The organism is Bradyrhizobium pachyrhizi (assembly GCF_029714545.1).
In the GTDB taxonomy this organism is placed as follows: Bacteria; Pseudomonadota; Alphaproteobacteria; order Rhizobiales; family Xanthobacteraceae; genus Bradyrhizobium; species Bradyrhizobium pachyrhizi.
Genome location: NZ_CP121667.1, coordinates 2,589,871 through 2,615,901, shown reverse-complemented (window position 1 = coordinate 2,615,901; position 26,031 = coordinate 2,589,871). Strand labels below are relative to the sequence as shown.

The 26,031-nt window shown below is 65.8% G+C and carries 25 protein-coding genes; 7 read left to right on the top strand and 18 right to left on the bottom strand.

The features are described from left to right. Position 1: 1 nt before the first annotated feature. Together phnD and phnC are read right to left on the bottom strand one after the other, a co-directional pair. Positions 2–934, bottom strand: a complete 933-nt coding sequence (gene phnD, locus QA639_RS12045) for a phosphonate ABC transporter substrate-binding protein (RefSeq protein ID WP_283089833.1) — start codon at positions 932–934, stop codon at positions 2–4. A 79-nt stretch (positions 935–1,013) separates the two neighbouring features. Beyond that, positions 1,014–1,829: a phosphonate ABC transporter ATP-binding protein gene (gene phnC, locus QA639_RS12040; RefSeq protein ID WP_028334545.1), complete on the bottom strand. Its 816-nt coding sequence runs from the start codon at positions 1,827–1,829 to the stop codon at positions 1,014–1,016. A 210-nt stretch (positions 1,830–2,039) separates the two neighbouring features. Between phnC and QA639_RS12035 the strand changes: the two genes are divergently transcribed. From QA639_RS12035 to QA639_RS12025, 3 genes are read left to right on the top strand one after another with little or no spacing between them, the layout of a single operon-like run. Then, positions 2,040–2,705: an LbetaH domain-containing protein gene (locus QA639_RS12035; RefSeq protein ID WP_283089832.1), complete on the top strand. Its 666-nt coding sequence runs from the start codon at positions 2,040–2,042 to the stop codon at positions 2,703–2,705. Next, the gene (locus QA639_RS12030; RefSeq protein WP_283089831.1) at positions 2,702–3,874 is read left to right on the top strand and encodes an alpha-D-ribose 1-methylphosphonate 5-triphosphate diphosphatase; all 1,173 of its coding nucleotides are present in this window, start codon (positions 2,702–2,704) and stop codon (positions 3,872–3,874) included. Before QA639_RS12035 ends, QA639_RS12030 begins: the two co-directional genes overlap by 4 nt. Positions 3,875–3,883: 9 nt before the next feature. After that, on the top strand, positions 3,884–4,573 hold the full coding sequence (locus tag QA639_RS12025; protein WP_283089830.1) for a DUF1045 domain-containing protein: 690 nt from the start codon (positions 3,884–3,886) through the stop codon (positions 4,571–4,573). 6 nt (positions 4,574–4,579) lie between these two features. Here the strand turns inward: QA639_RS12025 and hemC are convergent, their stop codons facing one another. The 16 genes from hemC to QA639_RS11945 all read right to left on the bottom strand — a co-directional run bounded on the left by hemC (position 4,580) and on the right by QA639_RS11945 (position 21,705). Further along, positions 4,580–5,590 carry a hydroxymethylbilane synthase gene (hemC, locus tag QA639_RS12020; protein WP_050387865.1) on the bottom strand — a complete coding sequence of 337 codons (1,011 nt, stop codon included), beginning with the start codon at positions 5,588–5,590 and terminating at the stop codon, positions 4,580–4,582. A gap of 65 nt (positions 5,591–5,655) precedes the next feature. Beyond that, positions 5,656–6,276 carry a bifunctional nicotinamidase/pyrazinamidase gene (gene pncA, locus QA639_RS12015; protein WP_283089829.1) on the bottom strand — a complete coding sequence of 207 codons (621 nt, stop codon included), beginning with the start codon at positions 6,274–6,276 and terminating at the stop codon, positions 5,656–5,658. Beyond that, entirely contained in the window at positions 6,276–7,094 is an 819-nt protein-coding gene (locus QA639_RS12010) for an aspartate dehydrogenase (RefSeq protein WP_283089828.1), read from the bottom strand. The genes pncA and QA639_RS12010 overlap by 1 nt, the downstream gene beginning before the upstream one ends. Beyond that, the gene (locus tag QA639_RS12005) at positions 7,094–8,512 is read right to left on the bottom strand and encodes a M20/M25/M40 family metallo-hydrolase (protein ID WP_283089827.1); all 1,419 of its coding nucleotides are present in this window, start codon (positions 8,510–8,512) and stop codon (positions 7,094–7,096) included. Before QA639_RS12005 ends, QA639_RS12010 begins: the two co-directional genes overlap by 1 nt. 128 nt (positions 8,513–8,640) lie before the next feature. Beyond that, positions 8,641–9,129 carry a Rid family hydrolase gene (locus QA639_RS12000; RefSeq protein ID WP_283089826.1) on the bottom strand — a complete coding sequence of 163 codons (489 nt, stop codon included), beginning with the start codon at positions 9,127–9,129 and terminating at the stop codon, positions 8,641–8,643. A 174-nt stretch (positions 9,130–9,303) separates the two neighbouring features. Then, entirely contained in the window at positions 9,304–9,714 is a 411-nt protein-coding gene (locus tag QA639_RS11995) for a c-type cytochrome (RefSeq protein ID WP_244978877.1), read from the bottom strand. After that, a complete protein-coding gene (locus QA639_RS11990) occupies positions 9,711–11,303 on the bottom strand; it encodes an NAD(P)/FAD-dependent oxidoreductase (protein ID WP_283089825.1) in 1,593 nt (530 codons plus the stop codon). Before QA639_RS11990 ends, QA639_RS11995 begins: the two co-directional genes overlap by 4 nt. 124 nt (positions 11,304–11,427) lie before the next feature. Next, on the bottom strand, positions 11,428–12,180 hold the full coding sequence (gene cnbZ, locus QA639_RS11985; protein WP_157348741.1) for a 2-amino-5-chloromuconate deaminase CnbZ: 753 nt from the start codon (positions 12,178–12,180) through the stop codon (positions 11,428–11,430). Between the two features lie 311 nt (positions 12,181–12,491). Next, entirely contained in the window at positions 12,492–12,917 is a 426-nt protein-coding gene (locus tag QA639_RS11980; protein ID WP_028336987.1) for a GFA family protein, read from the bottom strand. A 231-nt stretch (positions 12,918–13,148) separates the two neighbouring features. Next, on the bottom strand, positions 13,149–14,369 hold the full coding sequence (locus QA639_RS11975; RefSeq protein ID WP_028336988.1) for an ABC transporter substrate-binding protein: 1,221 nt from the start codon (positions 14,367–14,369) through the stop codon (positions 13,149–13,151). Between the two features lie 234 nt (positions 14,370–14,603). Then, positions 14,604–16,034: an amidase family protein gene (locus QA639_RS11970; RefSeq protein ID WP_283089824.1), complete on the bottom strand. Its 1,431-nt coding sequence runs from the start codon at positions 16,032–16,034 to the stop codon at positions 14,604–14,606. A gap of 51 nt (positions 16,035–16,085) precedes the next feature. Beyond that, a complete protein-coding gene (locus QA639_RS11965) occupies positions 16,086–17,504 on the bottom strand; it encodes an amidase family protein (RefSeq protein WP_283089823.1) in 1,419 nt (472 codons plus the stop codon). Between the two features lie 44 nt (positions 17,505–17,548). Further along, positions 17,549–18,343 carry a FadR/GntR family transcriptional regulator gene (locus QA639_RS11960; protein ID WP_157348744.1) on the bottom strand — a complete coding sequence of 265 codons (795 nt, stop codon included), beginning with the start codon at positions 18,341–18,343 and terminating at the stop codon, positions 17,549–17,551. A 208-nt stretch (positions 18,344–18,551) separates the two neighbouring features. After that, complete coding sequence (locus QA639_RS11955; protein ID WP_157348745.1) at positions 18,552–19,061, bottom strand: hypothetical protein; 510 nt, start codon at positions 19,059–19,061, stop codon at positions 18,552–18,554. Positions 19,062–19,394: 333 nt separating this feature from the next. Continuing rightward, positions 19,395–20,516 carry an amino acid ABC transporter permease gene (locus QA639_RS11950; RefSeq protein WP_157348746.1) on the bottom strand — a complete coding sequence of 374 codons (1,122 nt, stop codon included), beginning with the start codon at positions 20,514–20,516 and terminating at the stop codon, positions 19,395–19,397. A 1-nt stretch (position 20,517) separates the two neighbouring features. Beyond that, positions 20,518–21,705 (bottom strand): amino acid ABC transporter permease, encoded by a 1,188-nt coding sequence (locus QA639_RS11945; protein WP_428841152.1) that lies wholly within the window; start codon positions 21,703–21,705, stop codon positions 20,518–20,520. A gap of 177 nt (positions 21,706–21,882) precedes the next feature. Between QA639_RS11945 and QA639_RS11940 the strand changes: the two genes are divergently transcribed. The 4 genes from QA639_RS11940 to QA639_RS11925 all read left to right on the top strand — a co-directional run bounded on the left by QA639_RS11940 (position 21,883) and on the right by QA639_RS11925 (position 26,015). Then, positions 21,883–22,758: a MurR/RpiR family transcriptional regulator gene (locus QA639_RS11940; RefSeq protein ID WP_018270329.1), complete on the top strand. Its 876-nt coding sequence runs from the start codon at positions 21,883–21,885 to the stop codon at positions 22,756–22,758. 5 nt (positions 22,759–22,763) lie between these two features. Then, positions 22,764–24,119, top strand: a complete 1,356-nt coding sequence (locus QA639_RS11935; RefSeq protein ID WP_283089822.1) for an aspartate aminotransferase family protein — start codon at positions 22,764–22,766, stop codon at positions 24,117–24,119. An 88-nt stretch (positions 24,120–24,207) separates the two neighbouring features. Next, positions 24,208–25,218, top strand: coding sequence for an amino acid ABC transporter substrate-binding protein (locus QA639_RS11930; RefSeq protein ID WP_283089821.1), 1,011 nt, complete (start codon positions 24,208–24,210; stop codon positions 25,216–25,218). Positions 25,219–25,379: 161 nt separating this feature from the next. Continuing rightward, the gene (locus QA639_RS11925; protein ID WP_157348898.1) at positions 25,380–26,015 is read left to right on the top strand and encodes an aspartate/glutamate racemase family protein; all 636 of its coding nucleotides are present in this window, start codon (positions 25,380–25,382) and stop codon (positions 26,013–26,015) included. Positions 26,016–26,031 lie beyond the last annotated feature (16 nt).

Below are 26,031 nucleotides of genomic sequence, written 5' to 3'. Positions count from 1 at the left end.
ATCAGCTCGCCTTCTTGCGCAAACCGTCGACGAACTTGATCAGCTCGATGGTGCCGTCCCAATCCTTGGTGGTGGCGGGATGGAAGCCCTTCTTCTGACCGTCGGACAGACGGTCGAAGGCGGCCTTGTCCTTGGTCGGGGCGTCGAAGAAGACCTTTGCGATCGCAGCCTTCAGGTCCTCCGGAAGATCGGTGTTGTACGCATAGGGGCCGTTGATGATGAGCGCCGACTTGTGGATGATGCGGAAATCATCCTTCTTCATCGCCGAGCCGTCGGCATTCTTCAGCATGCCCTTGGTCAGCATCTGGGCGAGTGTGGAATCGTCCTCGTTGGTCCACTGGTTGGCGGCCACATCAACGGTTCCCTGCGACAGCGCCAGGACGGCGTTCTCGTGGCTGCCGGTGAACACGACCTTGCCGAAATAGCCTTCGGCGTTCGCGATGCCCATCTTGTTGAGTTCGAAGCGCGGCACGTTGTTGCCGGATGTCGAGTTCGGATCGACCAGGCCGAGATTCTTGCCTTTCAGGTCCTCGACCGTCTTGTACGGGCTCGACGCCTTGACGAAGAACACCGAGTAATAGCCGGTCGAACCGTCGGCGTTCATATCGTTGGCGAACGCGTCGGTCTTGACGCCGGTCAGGCGCGCGCGAGAGAACGAGGCCGAGCCGTAGCTGGCGATCTGGATGTTGCCGGCGCGCTGGCCTTCGATGACGGCCGCGTAGTCGTTGGCAATGCGCAGCGTGACCTTCACGCCGAGCTCCTTCGACAGATACGCCACGAACGGCGTCCAGCGCTCGGTGACGCCGGAGGCGTTCTCGGCCGGCACCACCGCGAAGGTGAGCTCCGGGTATTTTGCTTTCCAGTCCTGCGCGGAGGCCGAACCGGCAAATGCCAGCGCGGCGGCGCCAGCCAGAATGATGCGACGAGTGAACATGACTACCCCTCTTTTGTTGTAGTTGCACCTGTTGGCCGGGCAAAATGCCCGGCCTCCCAGATTGAAAAATGCGCGACGCTCAGGCCGCGGCTGCGGTGCCGAGTGCCGGCGCAGTTGCACCGTCGGGCGCGGGCAGCGGTGCTGCGCCGATGACGTCATTGGCCTCGAGGTCATAGAGCTCGCGGGCGATATGGTCGGTGAGCGCCGCGGGGGCGCCATCGAACACCACGCGACCCGCGGCCATGCCGACCAGGCGGTCGCAATAGGTCCGCGCCAGGTCGAGCGAGTGCAGATTGCAAAGCACAGTGATGCCGAAATGCTTGTTGATGCGCAGCAGCGCGTCCATCACGATCTTGGTGTTGCGCGGATCAAGCGAGGCGATCGGCTCGTCGGCGAGAATGATGTCGGGCTCCTGCACCAGCGCGCGGGCGATCGCGACGCGCTGCTGCTGGCCGCCGGAGAGCTGGTCGGCGCGCTGCGCCGCCAGCTGGGCGATGTCGAATTGCTCGAGCGCCGACAGCGCCAGTGCCCTGTCCTGCTCCGGCCAGACCTGCGCCAGCGACCGCCATGACGGAATCTGGGCCAGCCGGCCCATCAGCACGTTGGTCAGCACGTCAAGGCGGCCGACCAGATTGAACTGCTGGAAGATCATCGCCGAGCGCGCGCGCCACCGCCGCAGTTCCTTGCCGCGCAACGCGGTGACGTCGGTACCTTCGAACAGGATACGGCCGGAGGTCGGATCGGCGAGACGGTTGATCATCCGCAGCAGCGTCGACTTGCCGGCACCGGAGCGGCCGATCACGCCGACAAAGCTGCCCGGCGCGATCGAAAAGGACGCGTTGTCGACTGCGGCTTTCGTGCCGAAACGGCACGTCAAACCTTCCACCACCAGCATGTAATGCTCCAACCGCGCCTCGTTGGGCCATCGCTATCCCCGGCGTTTTACAGTTATGTGACGACAGCGCTGCGGTGCGGCGATCGTCCACACCCCTCCCTTGTCGCTCCCTTGCCGTCATCCCGACGTCATGATGTTGTCATCAAGCGTCCCGATGACGAGCACGCATCCCCGGAAGCCCAAGATTCTTTAAGATTTGCGGAGGCCCCGATGGCCGGAAAAACACTCTCGGTTGTGCCGACCGTCGACCCGACAGCGTCGGTGCGCGAGAGCAAGCTCGGCAAGTATACCGAGGTCGGCGCGCGCACGATCCTGCTTGAAGTCAGCATGGATGACTATTCCTACGTCGTGAACGACAGCCAGATCACCTACACTTCGATCGGCAAGTTCTGCTCGATCGCCGCGATGACCCGCATCAATCCCGGCAACCACCCGATGCATCGCGCGACTCAGGCGCATTTCACCTACCGCGCCAGCGCGTATTTCCCCGGGGAGAGCGACGACACCGACTTCTTCAACTGGCGACGTGCGCATCACGTGCATATCGGCCATGACGTCTGGATCGGGCACGGTGCGATCCTGTTACCGGGCCGGAACGTCGGAACCGGCGCTGTCGTCGCCGCCGGCGCCATCGTGACCAAGGACGTTCCCGACTACACCATCGTCGCCGGTAATCCGGCGCGGCCGGTGAAGCGACGCTTCTCCGAGACGATCGCCGACCGCCTCGCTGCGCTCGCATGGTGGGACTGGGATCACGAAACACTTCGGCGTGTCCTGCCTGACTTTCGCAAGCTCGCGGTCGAGGAATTCCTCGACAAGCATGAGGCCGAGGCCGTATCCCAATCACAAGCCAAACAACGGAGCGCCGCATCGTGACGGACATTTTCATCGAGGGCGGGCGCACGCTGGTTGACGGCGCCTTGGTCGAGACCTCGCTGCGGACCGCAGGCCGCGACATCGGCGCGCTCGACGCCGAGCAGGGTCGCGCCGCGCTGCACATCGATGCCAGCGGCCTCCTCGTGCTGCCCGGCATGATCGACCTGCACGGCGATGCGTTCGAGCGGCAGATGATGCCGCGCCCCGGCGTCGACTTCCCGACCGACGTGGCGCTGATCGACAGCGACCGGCAGGCGATCGCCAACGGCATCACCACCGTGTTCCATGGCACGACGTGGTCGTGGGAGCCCGGCCTGCGCAGCGCGGAGAATGCGCGCAAGCTGCTCGATGCGATCGAGGCGCTGCGGCCGCAGCTCGCCGCCGACACCCGCTTCCATCTGCGCCACGAGACCCACAATCTCGAGGCCGAGGCCGAGATCATTCAATGGCTCAGTGAGGGCCGCATAGACCTGTTCGCCTTCAACGACCACAGCAACGTCAAGCCGAAGAAGCGCAACCAGCTGGCCGAGCGCACCGGGCTCTCCGTCGAGGCCGTCAACGACATGCTGGACCGGATCGTGGCGCGCCGTCCCGAGGTGCCTGCCTCGATCGCGCGACTGGCCGCCGCCGCGCGCGCGGCCGATATCCGCATGCTGTCGCACGACGACAACAGCCCGGCGATGCGCCAGGAGTTTCGCGCGCTGGGCGCCACGATCGCCGAATTCCCCGTCAACGAGGAGACCGCGCGCGACGCTGCGGCGGCGGGCGACTTCATCGTGTTCGGTGCGCCCAATGTGGTGCGCGGCGGCAGCCACACCGGCTGGACCAAGGCATCCGACATGATCGCACAGGGCCTCTGCTCGGTGCTGGCGTCGGACTACTACTATCCGGCGCAGCTGCTCGCGGCGTTCCGCCTCGCCGCCGACGGCATCCTGCCGCTCGCCAGAGCCTGGGACCTGATCTCGTCGGCGCCGGCCCGCGCGGCCGGGCTCGCCGACCGCGGCGCGCTCGCCGCGGGCCGCCGTGCCGACATCGTCGTCGTCGACGACAAGGTGCCGCTGCGGCCGCGCATTGTCGCCGTGATCTCGGCCGGACGGCTGGTGCATCTGGCCGACGCGAGCTGCCTCGTTCATTCGCTCGCGCCGCGCAAGACGGTTGCGGCGGCGTAGCTCAGTCCCATGGCCAATACTCCGCGCTACGCGATCTACTATGCGCCGTCACCCGACAGCGCGCTGCACCGCTTCGGTTCGACGCTGCTCGGCTACGATGCCGTGTCAGGCGACGCGTTGCCGTTTCCCGATGGCGTCACGTCCGACTGGTGCGAAGTCACCGAAGATCCGCGCAAGTATGGATTCCACGCCACGCTGAAGGCGCCCACCGCGCTCGCCGACGGTCGGAGCGAGGCCGAGCTTCTCGATGCCTGTGCCGCCTTCGCCGGTCGCGCGCGGCGCATTCCGGTGATCGAACCGGTGGTCGATGCCATCAGCGGCTTCATCGCGGTGATCCCGGCCAGCCGCTCGGATGATCTGCAACAGCTTGCTGCCGATTGCGTCACGGAATTCGACGCGTTCCGCGCGCCGCTGACACCGGAAGATCGCGCGCGCCGCAGGCCAGAGAAACTCACCGCGCGGCAGTGCGACTATCTCGACCGCTGGGGCTATCCCTACGTCATGGAGGAGTTCCGCTTCCACATGACGCTGACGGGACGGCTGAGCGACGAGCGGCGGGGCCCGATCGTGGCGCAGCTGCGCACACGGTTCGCGGCGGTCGACCTCACGAGGCTCGCAATCGACCGCATCGCGCTGTTCAAGCAGACCGACAGTGCATCACGCTTCCGCATCATCGACAGCTGGCCGCTGCGGGCGTAGCGCGCGCTATTCCTCCACCCGGGTGCGGGCGATGATCTCAGCGGCGCCCTTCTCCAGCAGCTCCATGCCCACGGCGCGGCCGAGTTCGCGCGGCCGATCGGCCGGCCCGCGCCGCGTCACCTCGATGAAGCCGGCGCCGGCCTCGTCGAGCACGGAGGCGCGCAGCGTCATCTCGCTGCCCGCAAGCGTGGCGTGGCCGGCGATCGGCGAATTGCAATGGCCGTTGAGCACCCACAGCACCTCGCGCTCGGCCTCGGCGGCGAGCCGCGACTGCACGTTGTCGATCCCGGCAAGCCGCGCACGTGTCGCCCAGTCGGTGTCGACGCATTCCACCGCGACAATGCCCTGGCCGACCGCAGGCAGCATCTCGCCGACGGAGAAATCATGCGCGATACGCGCGGTCATGCCGATGCGCTCGAGACCCGAGCGCGCCATCACCAGCGCGTCCGCCGGCCCGACCTCGCCGCCGCCGGGCAGCCGCTGCTTGTCGCCGCGATCGAGTTTTGCCACCCGCGTGTCGGCGGCGCCGCGATAATGGATCACGGTCGCTTCCGGAAACAGCCGGCGCAGATAGGCCGCGCGACGGACGGCGTTGGTGCCGATCATGAAGCCCTTGCCGCGCGCGGCGCGAAGGGTGTCGAGCGACAGGCCGGGACGCAGCACGAGGCTGTCATTGGCGGCATCGCGCGCCAGCATCGCGGCGATAACGAGACCCGGCGTCTCCTCGTTGCCGGGCACGTCCTTCAGCGAATGCATCGCCGCCTGCAAGGTGCCGGCGCGCATGGCTTCGCGGATCTCGGCGACGAAGGCGCCGCCCTTGCCGCCATGGCGCAACAGCTTGCTGGTCTGGTCCTGGTCGCCGCGGGTCTCGAACTTGACGATGTCGACGGCAAGGTCCGGCGCCGAAGCGCGCAGCAGGCGCGCGACCTCGTCCGTCTGCGCGAGCGCCATCGCGCTCTTGCGCGTCCCAATCCGCAAAACCTGTCCCGACACGAAAGCTCCGCTGCGCGTGATCATCAACGGCTGGGGATTAGAACAAAAAGCCAGTCAAAACAACGGTTTTTGCCCCTGTTTGGCCACGCTCAGACGGTGTCCTTAACAAGCTCCACTCCGGCCTCGCGCATTGCCGTCGTGGCGGCCGCGAGCGAGCCGCCGAGGTCGATGGCGCGGCAGCCCGACAGTAGGACAATGGTCTCAAAGCCGAGCCGGCGCGCATCGAGCGCCGAATACTGCACGCAATAATCCGTGGCGAGCCCGGCCATCACGACGCGCCTGAAGCCGCGCTCGCGCAGATAGCCGGCGAGACCGGTCGGCGTCTTGCGGTCGTTCTCGAAGAACGCCGAATAGGAATCGATCGCGGTCCGGAACCCCTTGCGGATCACGAGTTCGGCCCGCTCGGTGGCGAGGTCGGGATGGAACGCGGCGCCGGCCGTGCCCTGGATGCAATGATCCGGCCACAGCGTCTGCGGCCCATAAGGCATGGCGATCTCGGAGAACGGCGCCGCGCCCGGATGCGAGGTCGCAAACGAACTGTGGCCCGCCGGGTGCCAGTCCTGGGTCAGCACGACATGGTCGAACCGCTCGGCGAGCCGGTTGACGACAGGCACGACGGCATCGCCGTCCGCGACCGCCAGCGCGCCGCCGGGGCAGAAATCGTTCTGCACGTCGATGATAAGGAAGAGATCGTCGGGCGCAATCTTCATCAGGTGCCGATCCGCAATGACGCGCGCAGCTTGCGCAGGCAGGCGATCACCGACAGCGCGGTGATGCGGCCGGTCTTCGGGTTGTCCGAGGGAATGTTCTCGATCATCATCGAGAACCGCGCGGAATCGGAATCGACCTCGATCCGGTGGGTGTTGCGCGTCACCGTCGGATCCGCCCAGATCTCGACCCTTGTGCGGTCCGGGCCGATGCCGGCCAGCGACAGCGCCACCGCGACGTTGAGGTTGGCCGGAAAGCCCTTTGCGGCGTCGCGCGCACTGCCCTCGAAGATGCGCAGCGGCTCGGTGATGCCTTCGATCCGGATGTTGTTCTCGACCAGATGCGGCGCGCCGACGAGGCCCGCGACCGGCTTGCGCGTCACCAGCTTCGCCGAATGGATGGTCCCGATCGCCGCGGCGGTCACCGCATCGAGCCCGATCAGCGCGCCGGTCGGTACGATGATCTGGCCGCCATGGGCCTTCGCGAGATCGACGAGGTCCTCGTTCTGGAGCAGCGCGCCGACGCTGAGCACGACCGCGGTCTTGCCGCGCTCGACCACCGGCGCCACGATCGAACGGACCAGCTTGCTCGGCGCGCACTCGACCACGATGTCGGCAATCTCGGCCAGCTGCCCAATCGGCACCAGCTTCGGCGCAGACTTGAGCTCCGCCACCCAGCCGCGGTGCTTGTCCGGGCTGTTCGCCGACACCGCGACCAGCGTCAGGCCCTCGATGCCCTGATCGAGCGCCTTGACGACGTCGGTGCCGATCGCGCCGAGGCCGGCGACCGCAACCCTTGTCTTTGCCCTGTTGTCAGCCATCATTTCCCGCCGGCGAGCATCTTGACCAGGCGATAGAGATACTCCTCGCCCTCGTAGAACGACTTGACGAGCACGCGCTCGTCCTTGCCATGGTTGCGATTGTCGTCGACATCGGCGGCCAGCCCGGAATGACCATAGGTCGGAATTCCGGCATTGCGCAGATAGCTGCCGTCGGTTGCGCCGGTGCTCATGACCGGAACGATCGACGCATCCGGCCAGAACTCCTTCGACAGCTTCTCGATCGAACCCATGATCTCCTCGTTGAGAGGCGACGGCGGGCTCAGCACGGCCTTGCCGATCGGAGCCACCGCGATCTGCTTGTCGGCGAGCACGCGCTCGATCGTCGCCTGCACGCCCTCGACCGGCTCGCCGGGCAGTATCCGGCAGTTCACCTTGGCGGTCGCCAGCTGCGGCAGCGCGTTGATGGCGTGGCCGCCCTCCAGCATCGTCGCGACGCAGGTGGTGCGGAGCTGCGCATTATAGCCCGGATTCTCCGACAAACGCGCCAGCGCCGCCGGGTCGGGCTGCGGCGCCAGGATCGCCCTGATGTCGTCGGCATGCGACGTGTCGACCTCGGCGGTCTTGGTGAAATAGATCCGTGTGGTCTCGTTGAGGTTCATCGGGAAGCTGTAATTGGAGAGCCGCACGAGGCCTTCGGCGAGGTGATAGATCGCATTGTCCTTGCGCGGCAGCGATGAGTGGCCGCCGCGATCCTTCACCGTGAGCTGGTAGCCGATCGAGACCTTCTCGCTGGTCTGCACGCTGTTGCGGATCGCCTTGCCGTTCTTGAGACCGACGCCGCCGCCTTCATTGAGCGCGAACTCGGCATCGATCAGGTCGCGGTGGTTCTTGATCAGCCACTGCATGCCGAGAGCGTTGGCATCGAGGATTTCCTCGTCGGTCTCGAGCGCGACGATGATGTCGCGGTCGGGCTTATAGCCCTCCTTCTTGTAGCGGATCAGATTGGTGATGAAGGCGGACGCCATGTATTTGTCGTCGCTGGAGCCGCGGCCGTAGAAATAGCCATCCTGCTCGGTGAGCTTGAACGGATCGACCGACCAGTCCTCGCGGTTAGCGGGGACGACGTCGAGATGGGCAACCAGAAGGATCGGCTTGCGCGCGCCGGAGCCGTGCAGCCGCGCCACCAGATTGCCCTTGTGCGGCGCCGGCGAGAACACGTGCACGTCGGCCTCGGGGAAGCCCGCCGCGCGGAGCCGCGCGCCCATCGCCTCCGCCGCCTTCTGGGTATCGCCGGTCGCGGTGGTCGTGTTGATCTCGACCAGCTCCTGGTAGATGCCGCGGGCGAATTGCTGCTGCTCCGTCAGCCCCTGCGCCGCGGCACCGGTTGCCAGCAGCGCCGGACCGAGCGCCGCCGCGAGCCGCAGCGACCGAACCGTGTCTCTAGCCTTGTGCGACATCATGCTCTCCCGGAATTCCGCCACCTGATCGGAGCGAATTCAGACAGCCGGCACGCGCTTTGGCAAGACGGCGAGCCTTCAATTTCCGCGCGCATGCTCCGCGGTTTCGCGCACGCTATTTGCAGTCCTTATTTCGAATCCTTGGCCGCGATCACCTCGATCTCGACCAGGAATCCGGGATTGGCGAGGGCTGCGACGCCGACCACCGAGCGCGCCGGCAGGTTGGGCTGGCTGCCGCCGAAGAACTGGGTGTAGCCCTCCATGAAGGCTTTGAAGTCCATCGGCGCGGATGCGTAGTGCACCAGGAATACCTGCATCTTGACGACGTCGCCCATGCCGAGGCCCTGGCCTTCCAGAATGGCCTTGATGCGGTTGAGCACGCCGACGGTCTGCGCCTTGGTATCGCCATAGGCCTGCGGGCTCGACGGATCGGCGTCCTTGTTGATCACCGGCGGCACCTGGCCGCTGACATAGACGGTCGTGGTGTTACCGGTGACGGTCACGGCCTGCGCGATCGGGAATGTCGAGTTGGGAATCGGATGCCTGACCACGTCAGCCGAGGCGGCGGTCGCCATCGCCGACAACGCGGCGCCCAGTGCGATAGTTGCTAATCTCATGATTTCCCCCATTGCTCGATCGCAGCTCGTGCGGCACACATCGTTCATTTCGTCATTCCGGGGCGCGCGCCGCGCGAACCCGGAATCTCGAAGTTGCGGAACTCCGAGTACGTCACCTCTGGATTCCGGGTTCGCGGGCTTTGCCCGTGCCCCGGAATGACGGAAACGGCGCTTCTAGCGGCGGGCGTCCTGGACATCCTTGGTCGTCACCGCGTCCTGATAGTTGTTGCTGAAGTGCGTCCGCAGATAATTCACAACGGCGGCGATCTGACCATCGGTCATCATGTCGCCGAACGCCGGCATGCCGCGGCGGCCATTGATGACCAGGAAGACCGGATAGCCGGCGGCCTCGAGATTCTTGTTGCCGGCCAGCGACGGGTAAGTGCCCGCCCCGCTCGCGCCCGTCGCATCCGGCATGTGGCAGCCCTGGCACACATTGGCGAACAGCTCCTCGCCTGTCATCTCGACGAAGCGGTAGCCCGAAGAGAAGGTGCGCTTGCCCGCGCCACTGTCCTGCCCAAGGGCCGCCGTCGCCGACAGCAGCGCCAGTGCGGCGACGACGGATGTCGCGGTCCGCATCATCATGTCTTCACCACGCGTTCGTGCAGCCGGGAGATGACGTCGAGCGCGGACAGGATGGCGCCCTCCTGCCAGGCCGGCAGCTGCGAGGCGTGCTCGCCCGCCAGCACGATACGGCCGTCGATCTGACAGAGATTGCGGTAATGCTGCGCCCGGGTGGCCTCGGTCCATTCGCCGGCGCAGCCGAGCGTGAACGGCACGCGATGCCAGGCCACCGCGACGCCGTTCTCGAATTCGTTCCTGTACTGCGGATGGATTGCGGCGCCGAACTCGACCGCGCTGGCGACCCGCTCGGCCGGCGTCATCGCGGTGAACTCGAACGAATTGGCACCGCCATACATGTAGGCGCCGAGCAGGATGCCGCGGCCGCCGCGGTTGAAGCCGTAGTTCGGATAGGCGATCTGCCGGATCGGCAGGTCGGTGTAGCTGATGCCGCCGTAGATCGCGTCATCCTCCTCCCAGAACCGCCGCTTGAACTGCAGGCCGATCTTCACCGAGGCGGCATAGGGCACGGAGTCGATCGCACTCTTCATCGGCGCGCTGACATCGACCGGCAACTGGCTCAGGATTGGCAACGGGATGGTGCAGATGCACCAGTCGGCGGTGGCCTGCTGCACCGTGGATGGACTGGCGGTATCGACATAGCTCACGGTGACGCCGGAGCCGTTCTGCTGGATTTGCGTCACCCTGGCGCCATAGCGGATGAGATCGCCGACCTCGCGCGCGAACGCCTTGCCGATCATGTCCATGCCGCCGACCGGCTGGAACATGGTGGTCTGGAAATCGTAGCGCGCAAAGGTCTGCAGATAGCGCCACATCCGCGACCGCAGCAGCTCCTGCAGCGGGATCGGCTCGCTGGGCAGCGGATCGCCCATCAGGCCGCCGCCGGGATCGCGCGCATACCCACGGAACTCGGCCGACACGAGGTTGGCATTGTACTTGTAGTCGCGATCCAGCGCGCCCCAATCGCGCAGCGACTGCAGCAGGATCTCCTGATCCTCCTTGCCGACGGTCTCGTCGAGCCGGCCCTGCTGGGTGACCTTTGCGAGCAGCTCCGAGACCCCGCCCTGGAAATCCGCCTTGATGCTGCGAAAGCGCTGCGGCTTGCCGCCGAATGCACGCGTCGCGTGCAGATAGGCGTTGTGATTGAGCTGGATGAAGGGTTCCAGCGTCACATTGAGCCGGCGGCAGTAATCGAGCAGCGCTCGGTGATGATAGGGAATCCGCCACGGGCCGGGATTGAGATAGAGCCCCTGCTCGAACTGACTGGTCTGCCTGAAGCCGCCGAGCTCGACAAAACTGTCGCCGCCGCGGATCGACCAGTTGCGGCCGCCGGCGCGGCTGTTGAATTCGAGGATCTGGACCTTGTAGCCGGCCTTGCGCAGCTCCAGCGCCGCCGTCATCCCGGCAAGCCCCGCGCCGAGAACCAGCACCGAGGCGCCCTTCACGTCGCCTGCAAGCTTGAGCGGCCCCTTGTAGGCGGATTCGGACGCGAAGCCGAGGCTCGTCATCGCGTGATACATCGCCGAACTGCCGGCAACGGTGCCAATCAGCGCCAACAGATCACGCCGCCTGATCACAGATTCGTTCTGCACCCGCGCTCACCCAGCCGCTGACGTCGATGGCGAAGGGAAACGGCTCGAGCGATCCGTGTCAAGAAAGGGCGCACGCTTCCACATCCACCCACACGCGCTTTTGATGCGTCACGCGACCGACGCGTCACACCACCCGCTCGCGATGCACGCGCCGGCAATCCATTTCGAAGTCGAGTCCAACCACCGGCGGCCGGTCGAAATGCCAGGTCAAGCCGTTGCGAAGCACGCCACGGCGGCCGAGCTCGCTTTCCAGCACAGGATAAGCGTCGTGCACGGTGTAAAGCTGCACTGCGGTGGTGTCCTGCCAACGGCCGCCGAACGCGCTCATCCGGCGTTCCATCTCGTCAGCCACGAATTTCGCCTTCGCCAGGAGCCCCGCCGGGCTGGTGTCGCCGAGGGCTACGGTATGATCGCGGTAATTGGCCTTGCCCTCGACCGACTCGCCGCTGCCGGCGACGACAAAGCTGCTTGGTGCGTCCTTGGCGGCCGGCACCGTGTAGCAGAAGGCGTGGAACGACGGCTCGCCGGGCGGATCGAGCTTTGGACAGACATTGCTGCGCGCCACCGGATTGACGCCGTCCCGCATAACGCCCCAGGCGACCAGCGTCTTGATGTAGATCTCGTTGAAGGCCTTAAAGCCCTCCTCGGTGAACGGCGCCGGCGAGCGCAGCTCGCAGGCGGCGAATGCGGTCAGCGGACGGCCGGCGGCCTTGAGGATGTCAGCTATCCCAGCAAAACCCGCGCTCAACGGCACCGGCTCGGAGAACCTGACGCGCTCGATGGCAAAGCCGGGCAGCGCAGCGACGCCGCAGGAATACTGGCTGACGCCGGGCATGAAGCGGTAGCCGCCGTCGGAAGCCTCGATGGTGTTGGTCATGGTGCCTCGTGAACACGGTGATGGGCCGTCGCGATGACGCCTCACTTGATTTCACCACAGCCGTCGTCCCTGCGAAAGCAGGGACGACACCGCATGTGTGGCCCGGCCTGCATCCACAATCGTCGTCCCGGCGAAGGCCGGGACCCATACGCCGCGGCGGATCATGTGGGGGACTCGTCGGTCCACCGCTGTACAGCAATTTGCAGCGGTGGTTATGGGTCCCGGCCTTCGCCGGGACGACGATGAAGATAGGTACCGATTCAAGTGCCACACCACGCGTCGGCCGGGCGGTCGTCGGCCGACGGCGATCGTCAGTCGGCGGGGATGAAGCGGAGTGTGCCTGCCCGGCGCGTCGGCTTGCCGGTGTCGTTGGTATGATTGACGCCGTCCATCACAGGCACCTCGGGAAAATCGAACGGGCTTACGCCGTCAAGGCAGGCCACGTTGACGGCATACAGGTTCTGGTTCGATCGCCGTTGATGATGGGTGTAGATCCCGCAGCGCGAACAGAAGAAGTGCCGCGCCGATCCGGTATGGAAGCGGTAGCTTGTTAACGCATCCTCTCCGTGCAGGATCTTGATCCCGCCCATCTCCGCCATGGCAACGACGGCGCCCCGCATCCGGCAGTAGGAGCAGGTGCAGCGGCGGATCGAATTGAAGCCGTCGCTGAGCGTCACCTCGAAACGCACCGCGCCGCAATGGCACCGGCCAGCCCGAACACCCGTGTCGCCCGTCATGTTGCTGCGTCTCCTTCTGCGCCCGGTCCTGCCGGGCGGACGAGAAACGTTCTCAGCGACAAGCCCGCAGCTCGCGCGGAACCGTGCAGCGACCTGCGCGACGATCATGATCTGTCGACTGAGACTGGTCTCAATACGAACGTATCTTCAGGATCGGCACCGGACAATCGATCAAAACTCGCGCATGATGCCAGAAAAACTCACGCGAAGGCTCGATGCAAATTCTTGAGGCTAATGCGATTTGGCGACGTAAGGGCAGCCGCCTTCATCGAGCGGACGGAAGGCCTGGTCGCCCGGCACCGTCGCGAGATACTCGTAGAGGTCCCATTTGCTCTTGGACTCTTCCGGCTTCTTGATGCGCATCAGATACATGTCATGCACCATCCGGCCGTCCTCGCGCACGAGGCCGTTCTGGGCAAAGAAATCATTGACCGGGGTCTTGCGCATCTGCGCGATCACGGTCTCCGAATCGACCGAGTTGGTGGCGGCGACCGCCTTGAAGTAGTGCCTGAGCGCCGAGTTGACGCCGGCCTGATAGGCGGTCGGCATTGCGCCGTGCCGCTTGAAGAATTCCTGGGCGAAGGCGCGCGTCTCCGGCGTGCGATCCCAATAGAAGGAATCGGTGAACAGCAGATCGTGCGCATGCGCGAGGCCAAGCGCGGGCACATCGGTGAGCGTCACCTGCAGCGCGACGAGTTGCATGCTGGCGCGGATATTGAACTCGTCGGCCTGAGAGACCGCGTTGCGGAAGTCGGAACCGGCATTGGCAAGCGCCAGGATCTTGGCGCCGGAGGATTGGGCCTGCAGCAGGAACGAAGAGAAATCGGCGGTGTCGAAGGGATGGCGAACCGCGCCCAGCACCTTGCCGCCGGCCGATGTCACGGCCTTGCTGGCATCGCGCTCCAGCGCCTGGCCGAACGCATAATCCGCCGTCAGGAAGAACCAGGGCGTACCGCCGCGCGCAACCACGGCCTTCGCCGTCGCGTTCGAGGACGCGTAGGTGTCGTAAGTCCACTGCACGCTGGTCGGCGAGCATTGCTTGCCGGTGAGGTCGGATGAACCGGAGCCCGAGATCAGGAAAAGCTTCTTGCGTTCGCGCGTCACGGTCTGGATCGCGAGCGCCACCGCGGAATTGACGCCTTCGGCGATCACGTCGACACCCTTGTTGTCGATCCAGTTGCGCACGATGCCGGTCGCCACATCAGGCTTGTTCTGGTGATCCGCCGAAATGATCTCGATCTTGCGTCCGGCGACCGTGCCGCCGATTTCCTCCGCCGCCATCTGCGCCGCGATCACCGATCCCGGGCCATTGCCGTCGGAATATTGCCCGCTCATGTCGGTGATGATGCCGACCCGCAGCACGCCATCCTCCGCTCGGGCAGCGCCGGCCGCAAAAGAGAGACACGCGGCGGCAATTGCGACCAGGACATGCGAGCGTTTCGTGACGGACATTTCGTTCCCAGGGGTTTCGACGTTTCGGACGATCTCCTGAAGCAATCAGGGATCGCCGACAACCCCATCGCCGGCATGGCGCTCTGCGATTCCGTTCAGAAATTCCGGGAGAAGGAACACAGCCGGTTCGTCGACATTCGCGCGTTTCCGATCATGCGAACGCCGCGACGAGACTTTGCCGCGGCGCGCGTTGAATGATACGAATGGATAAATGCGTTGTGGTGCCGAGATCGCTCAGCGCCGCTGCCACAATTGCCGTGCCAGAATGCCGGCCTTGCGTTCGATCGCCTCGGCGGCGTCGAGACACATGTCCTCGCGATAGCGCGAGCCGACGATCTGGACACCGACCGGCAATCCCTCATCGAGGCCGACCGGCACCACGGCCGCCGGCAGCCCCAGCACGTTCATCGACGAAATGAAGCGCAGGTCGTTCCAGAACAAATCCTTGACGCGCTGATCGCCGCCGAGATCGGCGTTGACCTCCGGCGTCTTGCGCACAGTGGTCGGCATCAGCACCAGCGGATACTGCTCGAGGAACGTCATCCAGTTCCGGATATGGCGCGAGCGCTCGGCGATCGCCTTCATGTAGCCGGCCTGGTCGAGCGGGTTGGCCAGCGCCATGAAGCCGCGGAACGTCTTCTGGAAGTCGGCGCTGGTGGTCGCCAGCATCTGGTCCTGCTGCAACACGCGGGTCTCGGTCATAATCAGGTCGCACCAGAGCTGCCAGACCTTGTTGAGGTCGGGGACCTCCACCTCGCTGACCGCATAGCCGGCATCGGCGAGATGATCCGCCGCCTTGCGCTGGAGCGCAATCACGCCGCGATCGGTCGTCATGTCCTCCGGGATCTTGGCGAGCGCGACCTTGATCGGCCCAGCCGGCTTCGGCCCCGTCAGCGGCGCCGGCACGTACCAGGGATCGCGCGGGTCGCGCTGCGCCATCACCTCGAGGCCGAGGCGCACGTCGGCGACGTGGCGCGCCAGCGGCCCTTGCGACGACATGAACTGCGCCATCAGCGGCCGCTCCGCGGTCGCGCTCGGATTGAATGCCGGAATGCGGCCCTGGGTCGGCTTGATGGTGGCGATGCCGTTGCAATGCGCCGGCCAGCGCAGCGAGCCGCCGATGTCGTTGCCATGCGCGATGGTGCCAATGCCGGCGGCGATCGACGCGCCGGCGCCGCCCGAGGATCCGCCGCAGGTCACGTCGGCATTCCAGGGATTGCGCGTCAGGCCGTGCAGCGGGTTGTCGGTGAAACCGCGCAGCGAGAACTCCGGCGTGTTGGTGAGGCCGATGATGACGGCGCCGGCTTTCTTGAGATTCGCCGTCACCGGCGAGTCGCCCGGCGCGATGTTGTCCCTGAATGCGACGACGCCATTCGAATTGGCCTGGCCCTCGACGTCGATGTTGATCTTGATCGTGACCGGCACGCCGTGCAGCGGCCCGACGGCGCCGCCTCCGCGCTTGCTCGCGGCCAGCGCCTCGTCCGCGGCCTTGGCGGCCTGCATCGCTGAGGCGCCGAGATCGACCACGACGGCGTTGAGCGCCGGGTTAGCCTCCTTCATGCGGTCGAGATGCGCGCGAACCACCTGCTCCGAGGTCACTTCGTTCTCTCGGATCGCCTTGGCCGTGTCGACGGCGGACCATTGCCAGATCGGTGCATTCGTCACGTGATATTCTCCCTTGATGCTCAGTGCTTTGTTGTTGGTTCAGTTGTTGGTTTAGTCTCGCGGGTCGATCGGCGTCAGCTTTGATGCGCGCGCCTCGATCAGCTCGGCCACCGCGAGACAGACGTCTTCCCGGAAGCGGCCGGCGATCACCTGCACGCCGACCGGCACGCCGCCGGCGGTCCCGGTCGGCACCACGACCGACGGAAAGCCGAGCGCGGGCACCGCAAGCAGCGGCCGCTGGGCGTCGAGCAGCGCGCGGACCACCGTCGCATCTTCCTGATCCTGATCGAAACGGAACGGCAGTTGCGCCGAGACCGGCAGGATGATGACGGGATAGCGCTCCTGGAATAGCTGCCAGGCCCGCACGATCGCCAGCCGCTGCTCGAAGCAGGCGAGCACCTGATCGCCGTCGAGCTCGGGCGCGTAGGCGATATGGCACTCGAGATTGTAGCGGCTCCGATCGTCGCCGAACTTGCGGATCATCGGCGCCAGCACGCGCCGCTCCTCGTTGATGACGAGGCGATGCCAGAGATCGGCGGCCTCCGCGAGCCGCGGCGGCACGGTCTCCTCCACGGCAAAGCCGGCCTCCGCGAGCCAGCGCCCGGCGGCGCGCACCGCCGCGCTCACCTCCGGCGCCTCGTCGCCGAACGGCACCGGCGCGATCGCAACGCCGATCGGACGTTTGAGCGGCGCACCTTGCAGGGGTACCGGCAGCCATGTGCCGTCGCGCGCGTCCGCCTGCGCCATCGCGGCAAGGCCGAGCCCGAGATCGGCGACTGAGCGGGCCAGCGGCCCCTGCACCGACATCATCTGCGCGGTGATCGGACGATCGCTGGTTGCCGACGGATTGAACGCCGGGATCCGCCCCGGCGTCGGACGCAGGCCGGCGACGCCGCAGGCGTAAGCGGGATAGCGGATCGAGCCGCCGAAATCATTGCCATGCGCGATCGCGCCCATTCCGGAAGCGACCGCCGATGCGGCGCCACCGCTGGAGCCGCCCGGCGTCAGCCGACGGCTCCACGGATTGTAGGTCGCGCCGTGCAGGTCGTTGTTGGTGAACCAGCGGTGCGAGAAGGCCGGCGTGTTGGTGCGCCCGACGATGACCGCGCCCGCCTTGCGAAGATTCGCGACCACCGGGCTGTCCTCGGTGGCGATCACGTCGCGGAAGGCGACGACGCCGTTGGTGGTGGCTTGGCCGCGCTGGTCGACATTGACCTTGACCGTGACCGGCACGCCATGCAGCGCGCCGAGCTCCGCGCTTGACTTCACCGCGGCATCCGCCGCGTCCGCGGCGGCCAGCGCCTCGTCGGCGAGGACCGCGACGATGGCGTTCAAAGCTGGATTGACCTCGGCGATGCGATCGAGACTGGATTGCACCGCTTCCCGGCTGGAAATCGCGCGCGTCGCGATCGCACGCGCCAGATCGACGGCCGACCAGCTCCACAACTCATTCTCGCGCCGCGTGTCCATTGTCGTTTTCTCCAGGGCGTGATGCAGCAGTCGGCCGATGCGGTTCAATCGAGCCGCAACGGCTGATGAAAGACGGGCAGATCGATGCGCCGGTCTTCCGCGGGAACGACCACCGCTTCGGCGCTCAGCACATGATCGAGCATCACGCGCCGGGCGCGCGCGGCATTGCCGGAGCGGAACGCGGCCATCAGACGCTTGTGAAACTCGATATTCTCGCAGGTGAAGCTGGATGCGAATTCCTGTACGCCGAGCTTGCCGATCAGATGCCTGATCGCTTCGTTGACGAACCGGCACATCAGGCCGAGCAGCGGGTTGGGACAGGCTTCGATCAGGATGTCGTGGAAATCGATCTCGGCGTGACGATGATGTTCCCAATCGGCGTCGCCATCGGGATGATGCTCCTGGACCGCGATCGCCTTTTCCAGCGCGGCGAAATGCTCGGCCGTGAGGTGGCCGACCACGCTGAAGGCGAGTTCCGGCTCGATCAGCCGGCGGATCTGGTAGATTTGCGCGGTAGAGACCGACTGGAAATAGAAGTAGTTGCTGAGCAGGCCGACGATCCGGTTGATCGACACCGGCGCCACCCGCGCGCCGCCGCCGGGACCGGTGGTGTTCTGCACCAGCCCCTGCACCTCCAAGGACTTGAGCGCCTCGCGGATGGTCGAGCGGCTGCAGCCGAACATCTCGATCAGCTCACCCTCCTGCGGCAGCCGGTCGTTCGGCCGCAAGCCAGCCTGGAAGATGTGGCTACGGATCAGGTCGGCGACCGCGTCGGAGCGCTTGCGCTTGATCGAGGCGCGGCGCGAGGGGTCGAGCGACGGGAGGACCGATTTATCCATTTTATGATCATAAATAGGTTTGCGGCGGCTTGGCAAGCCGGCTTGGGCCGTCCTTCTCCAGATTTCGTGATGCCGGGTTCGCCAAGACTGGACTATCCCCGGTCGCCTGGCACCGGCCCGGGGCGAAGCGGCTACGCGGTCAAAAGCCCGACAGGGCGCGGGAAGGTGGCGACGACCAGGAGACCGCGGAACCGAGGCGGCGTCACGCTTAAAGCGGACTGTGGTTCAGCGTGTGGCGCATCTGGCGACAAAATCCTTCGACCAGCTGTGCAAGCGCCTCGAAATTGACCAGCAGCCTTTCGGCCTGCTCCCGGTCAGCCGAACCCGGTGCAAACGAATTCGTCAAGCGCCGCTGACGATCTGCACGATCCCGGCACGTTGCGGCTCTGCTTTCGGCAAACTCCAGTTGCTCGCGTCGCCGGCCAAGCTTGTCTTCTTCCTCGAGCAGCCGCTTGTTGAGCATCGATCTCGTGTTGGTCGGAACGTCCGGGCGCTTCAGCAGATCCAGATAGTGGTCGATGTTTGCGCGCGCGGTATACTCGCTCACGTATGTGCCTCCGGCCAGTCGCAGTCTTGGTCGGCGAGGCACAGCTTCAACACTCAGGAGTTGCTCGATCTCTGCCAGGAGTTGGCGAAGCTCATCGGTCGAAAACCCTTGCAGGGCATCGTCGACCTGGCTTCGGGTGCTCTCCGGATAGACGGCGTTGTCTTCGGCCATTGGCGTACGGCAAAAATCAAAAGTGAAGCCCTGTCAGGCATGCACCAAATCAACAAATCAACGGCACCTCGAACGATGCTCACGCGAACAATGACTTCCGTCATCGCGCGCGCTCACGAATCCACGGCGCTCAAGATAAATGAGGGGCGGAACGTCGCCCAGTGCAATCTGTGCCAGCCGCGCTTTTGCGCCAACCATCGGCCCAGTCTTGGTTGCCGCATCGTTAAGGCCAGAACGGTCCGCTCCAAAAATTAAAGCAGGCGGCTGCGGATGCGAACAGGCCGGCAACGAAGATGCGGCATGTGAGGGCAAGCGACCGAGAACCCGGATCGCTCAGCCGTGCGCGCGCTGCGCCTCGAGGCCGCGGCTGTAGCGCGACATCGCAAAGCAGAACACGAAGTAGATCACGCCGACGAACACATAGACCTCGACGCTGAAGGCCTGCCAGGCCGGATCGACGATCGCGGTCTTCGCGGTCGTTAGCAGGTCGAAGATGCCGATGATCAGGACCAGGCTGGTGTCCTTGAAGAAGGCGATGAAGGTGTTGACCAGCGGCGGGATCACATGGCGGATCGCCTGCGGCAACACGATCAGTGCGTTTTTCTCCCAGTAGGACAGTCCGAGCGCATCGGCGGCCTCATATTGTCCGCGCGGCACCGCCTGCAGGCCGCCGCGCACGACTTCCGCAAGGTAAGCGCCGGCATAAAGGATGAAGGCGATCTGGGCGCGCAGCAATTTGTCGATGTTGACGCCGTCGGGCATGAACAGCGGAAACATGACGCTCGCCATGAACAACAGGCTGATCAGCGGCACGCCGCGGATCAGCTCGACATAGAGCACGCAGAGCGAGCGGATCGCCGGCAGCTTGGAGCGGCGGCCGAGCGCGACCAAAATTCCGAGCGGGAAGCCGAACGCCAATCCGAAAGTCGCAAGGATCAGCGTCACCGGCAGCCCGCCCCAGCGGTCCTGCGTGACAAAGGACATGCCGAGAAAACCGCCCCACATCAGGCACCCGATCGCGATCAAGGCCACGGCCCACAGCAGGAACAGTTCCTTGCGCCAGAAGCTGCGGCGGCTCGAGACCACGAACAGCGCAATGAAGATCAGAACCGCGAGCGCCGGCCGCCACTGCTCGCTGAACGGATAGGTGCCGAACAGGATGAAGCGGTACTTCTCGGGGATCACCGCCCAGCAGGCGCCGACGCCGCGCAGCGCGCGGCAGGCGCTGGTGTCGTTGCCCGAGACGATCCAGACCGCGTTGGCGATGCCCCACTGCCAGAGCGCGATGCACGCCTTGCCGAGCACGAACAGCAGCAGCAGCGTCATGATGCTCGACGTCACAGAGGCGAACAGGTTCGCGCGCAGCCAGGCCACGATCTGGCCGCCGAGCGTACGCTGCGCGCGGCGCCGGCCGATCGGCAGCGGATCCTGCGGAAGGTGTGCGACCGAGCTCATGTCAGCGCTCCACCAGCGCGATCCGCGCATTGTACCAGTTCATGAACAGGCTGATGCCGAGGCTGATGGTGAGGAACACCATCATGATCAGCGCAATCGACTCGATCGCCTGCCCGGTCTGGTTCAGCGTGGTGTTGGCGATCGAGACGATGTCCTGGTAGCCGACCGCGACCGCGAGCGAGGAATTCTTGGTCAGGTTCAGATACTGGCTAGTCATCGGCGGGATGATGACGCGCAGCGCCTGCGGCAGCACGATGTGCTGCAACACGAAGCTGCGCTTCAGCCCGAGCGCCTTGGCGGCGTCCGACTGACCGCGCGGCACCGCCTGGATGCCGCTGCGCACGATCTCGGCGATGAACGCCGAAGTGTAGGTGACGAGCGCGATCAGCAGCGCGAAATATTCCGGCGCGAGCGTCAGCCCGCCGACGAAGTTGAAGCCGCGCAGCTCGGGCAGCATGACGCTCCAGCTCGCACCCAGAAGCCACGACACCAGCGCAGGCAGCGCGATGATGAGGCCGAGCGCGTAGGGCCAGGCCGGCCGCGCCTTGCCATCGAGCATCTGCTGCGCGATCAGGCGGCGCCTGACGATGAGGAAGACGATCACGCCGGCGGCCAGCGCAACGAGCGTCCAGTCATTGGCCGCATGCAGCGGCACCGACGGCAGCACCAGGCCGCGGTTGGACAGATAGACCCCGTCGACCGGCTTCCACGCCTGGCGCGCCGCCGGCAGGCCCTGCATCAGTACGTACCAGAACAAGAGTTGCAGCAGCAGCGGCAGGTCGCGCAGCACCTCGACATAGACGGCGGCGAGCCGCGCCAGCAGCCAGTTCGACGACAGCCGCGCGATGCCGACCAGCGTGCCGATCACGGTCGCCAGCACAATGCCGATGACCGCCACGCGCAGCGTGTTGACGACGCCGACGATGAAGGCGCGCAGGTAAGTGTTCTTCGGCGTGTAGTCGATCCAGCTGTCGGCGATCGGCATGCCGGCTTCACGGCCGAGGAAGGCAAAGCCGGTCGAAATGCGCCGCACCGAGAGATTATGAACCGCGTTGGACCACAGCCAGGCGACGACGGCGACCGCGATGGCGACTACCAGGATCTGCCAGAACAGGCCGGCGACGCGGGGGTCGCTGAGCGAAAGCCGCCAGGGCCGGGCGGGAGGGCGTTTCGGCGTCGATGTCGTCACAGCACAAGGACCCCAGTGAGAAGCGATCTTCTGCCATGCGCAAGAGCGTTTTCGAGCGAAGCCTGTCCCGGACTTGATCCGGGATGGATACCGGTTCGCGTGAGGAAGACGCGTCAACCTCAAATCCTGCGCACTTCATATGTTGCACCAAATTAAGATCCATGCAACATATGTTTCATGGCCCAGGCTCAGCCGAAACCATCGCCCCTCAACGAATTGTGCAGCGCACTGCCGTCGCTGCCGATGCGCTTGCAGGAGGTCGGCCGGTTCGTCGCCGCTAATGACTACGACGCCACCACCCGCTCGATGCGCGAGCTCGCGTCCGTCGCCGGCGCCGATCCCGCCTCATTCACCCGTCTTGCCAAGGCGCTCGGCTATTCCGGCTGGGACGAATTGCGCGCCGCGCTCACCGAGGCGCGCCGGCCGGCGCAGGGTTCGCCGTTCTCCGGCCGCGCCAGGAGCCGCCGCGCCGGGCCGAATGCCGATGTCAAACTGGTGCACGACAAATTGGAAGCCGAGGCCGCGGGCCTTGCGCGGATTTCAGCGAGCGCGATCGCGGAAGCCGCGCGTGCGCTGCACTCCGCGGACAGGATCTGGATATCAGGGTTTCGCAGCTGCCGCAGCGTCGCGGAACTGCTGACCTATCAGCTCCGCCTGTTCCGCCCCGACGCCGTGCAATTGGTCGGCGGCTCCGGCCCGTTCGATCTCGACCACGGCGCCTTCCGGTCAGGCGACGCTGTGGTCGTGATCGGCTTTGCGCCCTACACCCTGGTCAGCGTCGAGACGGCGCGCGCGGCACATCAGGCGCGCGCAGCGCTGATCGCGATCGCCGACACCATCAGCGCGCCGATGGCCGAAGGCGCCGATCATCTGCTGCTGTTCGAAGCCGCCTCCTCCCCCGGCTTCTTCCCGAGCCTCACCGGCGCGATCGCAGTCGCCCAGTCGCTGGCGGCCGTCGCCTTCACGCTGGGCGGCGCCGGGGCAAAGCGCAAGCTGGAGGAGACCGAGGGCCGGCTTGCCGAGATGTCGCAATATTTTGTCGAGAAAGGATGAGTGTCATGGCAGCCAACAAGAGCCGCGTGATGCATCGCAGCCTGCGCGAGACCCCGCCGAAAGCGGTCGGCGGCGACGGCGTCTGGCTGATCGCGGAGGATGGCCACCGCATTCTGGACTCCTCCGGCGGCGCCGCGGTGTCGTGCCTCGGCCATCAGCATCCGCGCATCCTGGCCGCGATCGCCAAGCAGGCTTCAAGGATCGCCTATGCCCATACCGGCTTCTTCTCCTCCGAGCCTGCGGAAGAGCTCGCCGAGCGGCTGGTCGGCCACGAGCCCGGCGGCCTCGGCTATGTCTATTTCGTCAGCGGCGGGTCGGAGGCGATCGAGGCCTCGATCAAGCTGGCGCGGCAATACTTCATCGAGCGCGGCGAGCCGAAGCGCGCGCGCTTCATCGCGCGCCGCCAGAGCTATCACGGCAACACGCTCGGCGCGCTGTCGGCCGGTGGCAATGCCTGGCGCCGCGAGCCCTACGCGCCGCTGCTGTCGCCCTCGTTCAGCCATGTCACGCCGGCCTTCGCCTATCACGAGAAGCGCGACGATGAATCGGAGGCGGCGTTCGTGGCGCGCCTTGCCGCCGAACTCGAAGCCGAATTCCAACGGCTCGGCCCCGATACGGTCGCGGCCTTCATCGCCGAGCCCGTGGTCGGCGCCACCGCCGGCTGCGTGCCGGCGCCGGAGGGTTACTTCAAGACGGTGCGCGAGATCTGCAACCGCCACGGAGCGCTGTTGATCCTCGACGAGGTGATGTGCGGCATGGGCCGCACCGGCACGCTGCATGCCTGGGAGCAGGAAGGCATCTCGCCCGACATCCAGGCGGTCGCCAAGGGGCTCGGCGGCGGCTATCAGCCGATCGGCGCGATGCTTGCCAGCGGCACGATCGTCGACACGGTGCGCAACGGCTCCGGCGCGTTCCAGCACGGCCACACCTATCTGGCGCATCCGCTCGCCTGCGCCGCCGCGCTCGAGGTGCAGAAGGTGATCGCTGAGGAGAAGCTGCTCGACCAGGTCAAGGAGCGCGGCCGCCAGCTCGAACAGCGGCTCACCGAACGGTTCGGCAATCACCGCCATGTCGGCGACATCAGGGGCCGCGGCCTGTTCTGGGGTGTCGAGCTGGTCGCCGACCGTGCCACGCGGCAGCCGTTCGATCCCAAACTGAAGCTGCATCAGCGGATCAAGTCTGCGGCCTTCGCCGGCGGGCTCGGCTGCTATCCGTCGGGCGGCACCGCCGACGGCCAGCGCGGCGATCACGTGCTGCTCGCCCCGCCCTATATCGCGACGTCCGGCGACATCGACATGATCGTCGAACGGCTAGGCGCTGCGGTAGACAGCGCGCTGAAGAATATTGGTCACGGAGCATGATCCGGAAAAACGGGCACCGGTTTTCCCGCGACAAACGCGAAGCGTTTGCGCAGAGATCATGTTCAAACGTTAGGAGGAGGAGGAAGACATGCTGAGGGGTATCATCACTCTAACCGTTCTCGCCGCAGGCATCGCGGGCGCGAGCGCAGCGACGCTCGACACCGTCAAGCAGCGCGGCACGCTGGTGTGCGGCGTCTCGACCGGCTTTGCCGGCTTCTCGGCGCCGGACTCGCAAGGCAACTTCAAGGGCCTCGACGTCGACTATTGCCGCGCGCTTGCCGCCGGCGTACTCGGCGATCCCGCCAAGGTGCGCTATGTCGCGCTGACCGCGCAGAACCGCTTCACGGCGCTGCAGTCGGGCGAGATCGACGTGCTCTACCGCAACTCGACGCAGACCTTTCTGCGCGGCACCACGCTTGGGCTGCGGCAGGGACCGGTCAATTTCTACGACGGCCAAGGCTTTGTCGTGAAGAAGGACCTCGGCGTGAAGGAGCTGAAGGACCTCAAGGGCGCCACCGTGTGCGTCGCCCAGGGCACCACGCATGAAGTGACGCTCGGCGACTACGGCCGCGCCAACGGCATCGACTGGAAGCCGCTGGTGTTCGACCGCGTCGACACCATGTACCAGACCTTCTTCGGCGGCCGCTGCGACGCCATGACCCAGGATGCTTCCGCGCTCGCGGGCGCGGTCGCGACCGCAGCCCCGAAGGCCGACGACTACGTCGTGCTGCCGCAGACCATCAGCAAGGAGCCGCTCGGTCCGTTCACCCGCAACGGCGACGAGGTCTGGAGCGACATCATCACCTGGCTGCATTACGGCCTGATCGAGGCCGAAGAGCTCGGCGTCACCCAGGCCAATGCCGACGAGATGGCGAAGTCGCAGGTCCCGGCGATCCAGCGCCTGCTCGGCGCGTCGGGCGATCTCGGCTCGCGGCTCGGGCTCGACAACAAATGGCTGGTCGCCGCGATCAAGGCCGGCGGCAATTACGGCGAGATCTTCGAGCGCAATGTCGGCAAGGCCAGTCCCTTGAAGCTCGAGCGCGGCCTCAACGCCACCTGGAGCAGGGGCGGGTTGATGTACGCGATTCCGTTCAAGTAAGTGAAGTCACCTCGCCCCGCCTGCGGGGAGAGGTCGGATTGCGAAGCAATCCAGGTGAGGGGGAGCCTGCGCGCATACTCCTCTCACCTGTTACGATGATAGAACCCCTCATCCCAGGCCTCTCCCCGCAAAATGAGCAGGGAGAAGGAGAAACGCCGATCATGCGCATCACCCTCATTCACGCCTTGAAGCACTCGATTGTGCCGATCGAGGCATCGTTCGCACGGCATTGGCCGGAGGCACGGCTGATGAACCTGCTCGACGACAGCCTGTCGGCGGACCTCGCCCGCGACGGCAAGCTTGACGAGCGCATGACCGAGCGATTTCTGACCATGGGGCGCTATGCTGTCGGCACCGGCGCCAATGGCATTCTCTTTACCTGCTCGGCGTTCGGGCCGTGCATCGAGGCGGTGGCGCGCGAGCACGCGCCGATGCCAGTGCTGAAGCCGAACGAGGCGATGATCGAACAGGCGGTGGCGAAGGGAAAGCGGATCGGCCTGCTCTCGACCTTTCCACCCACGCTGGTGTCGATGCCGCCGGAATTTCCGTCACAGGTCACGCTGGTGCCAAAACTTGCCGATGGCGCGCTGGCGGCGCTCGACCGCGGCGACCGCGTCGAACATGACCGCATCGTGGTCGAGGCGTCCAAGGAGCTGCGCGACTGCGACCTGATCGCGCTCGCGCAGTACAGCATGGCGCCGGCGGCCGAGCGCGTCGCCGAAGTCACTGGCCTCGAGGTGCTGACGACACCCGACAGCGCGGTCAAGAAGCTGAAGGCGATGCTGGGGATCAGCTAGGCGCGTACCTTATCGC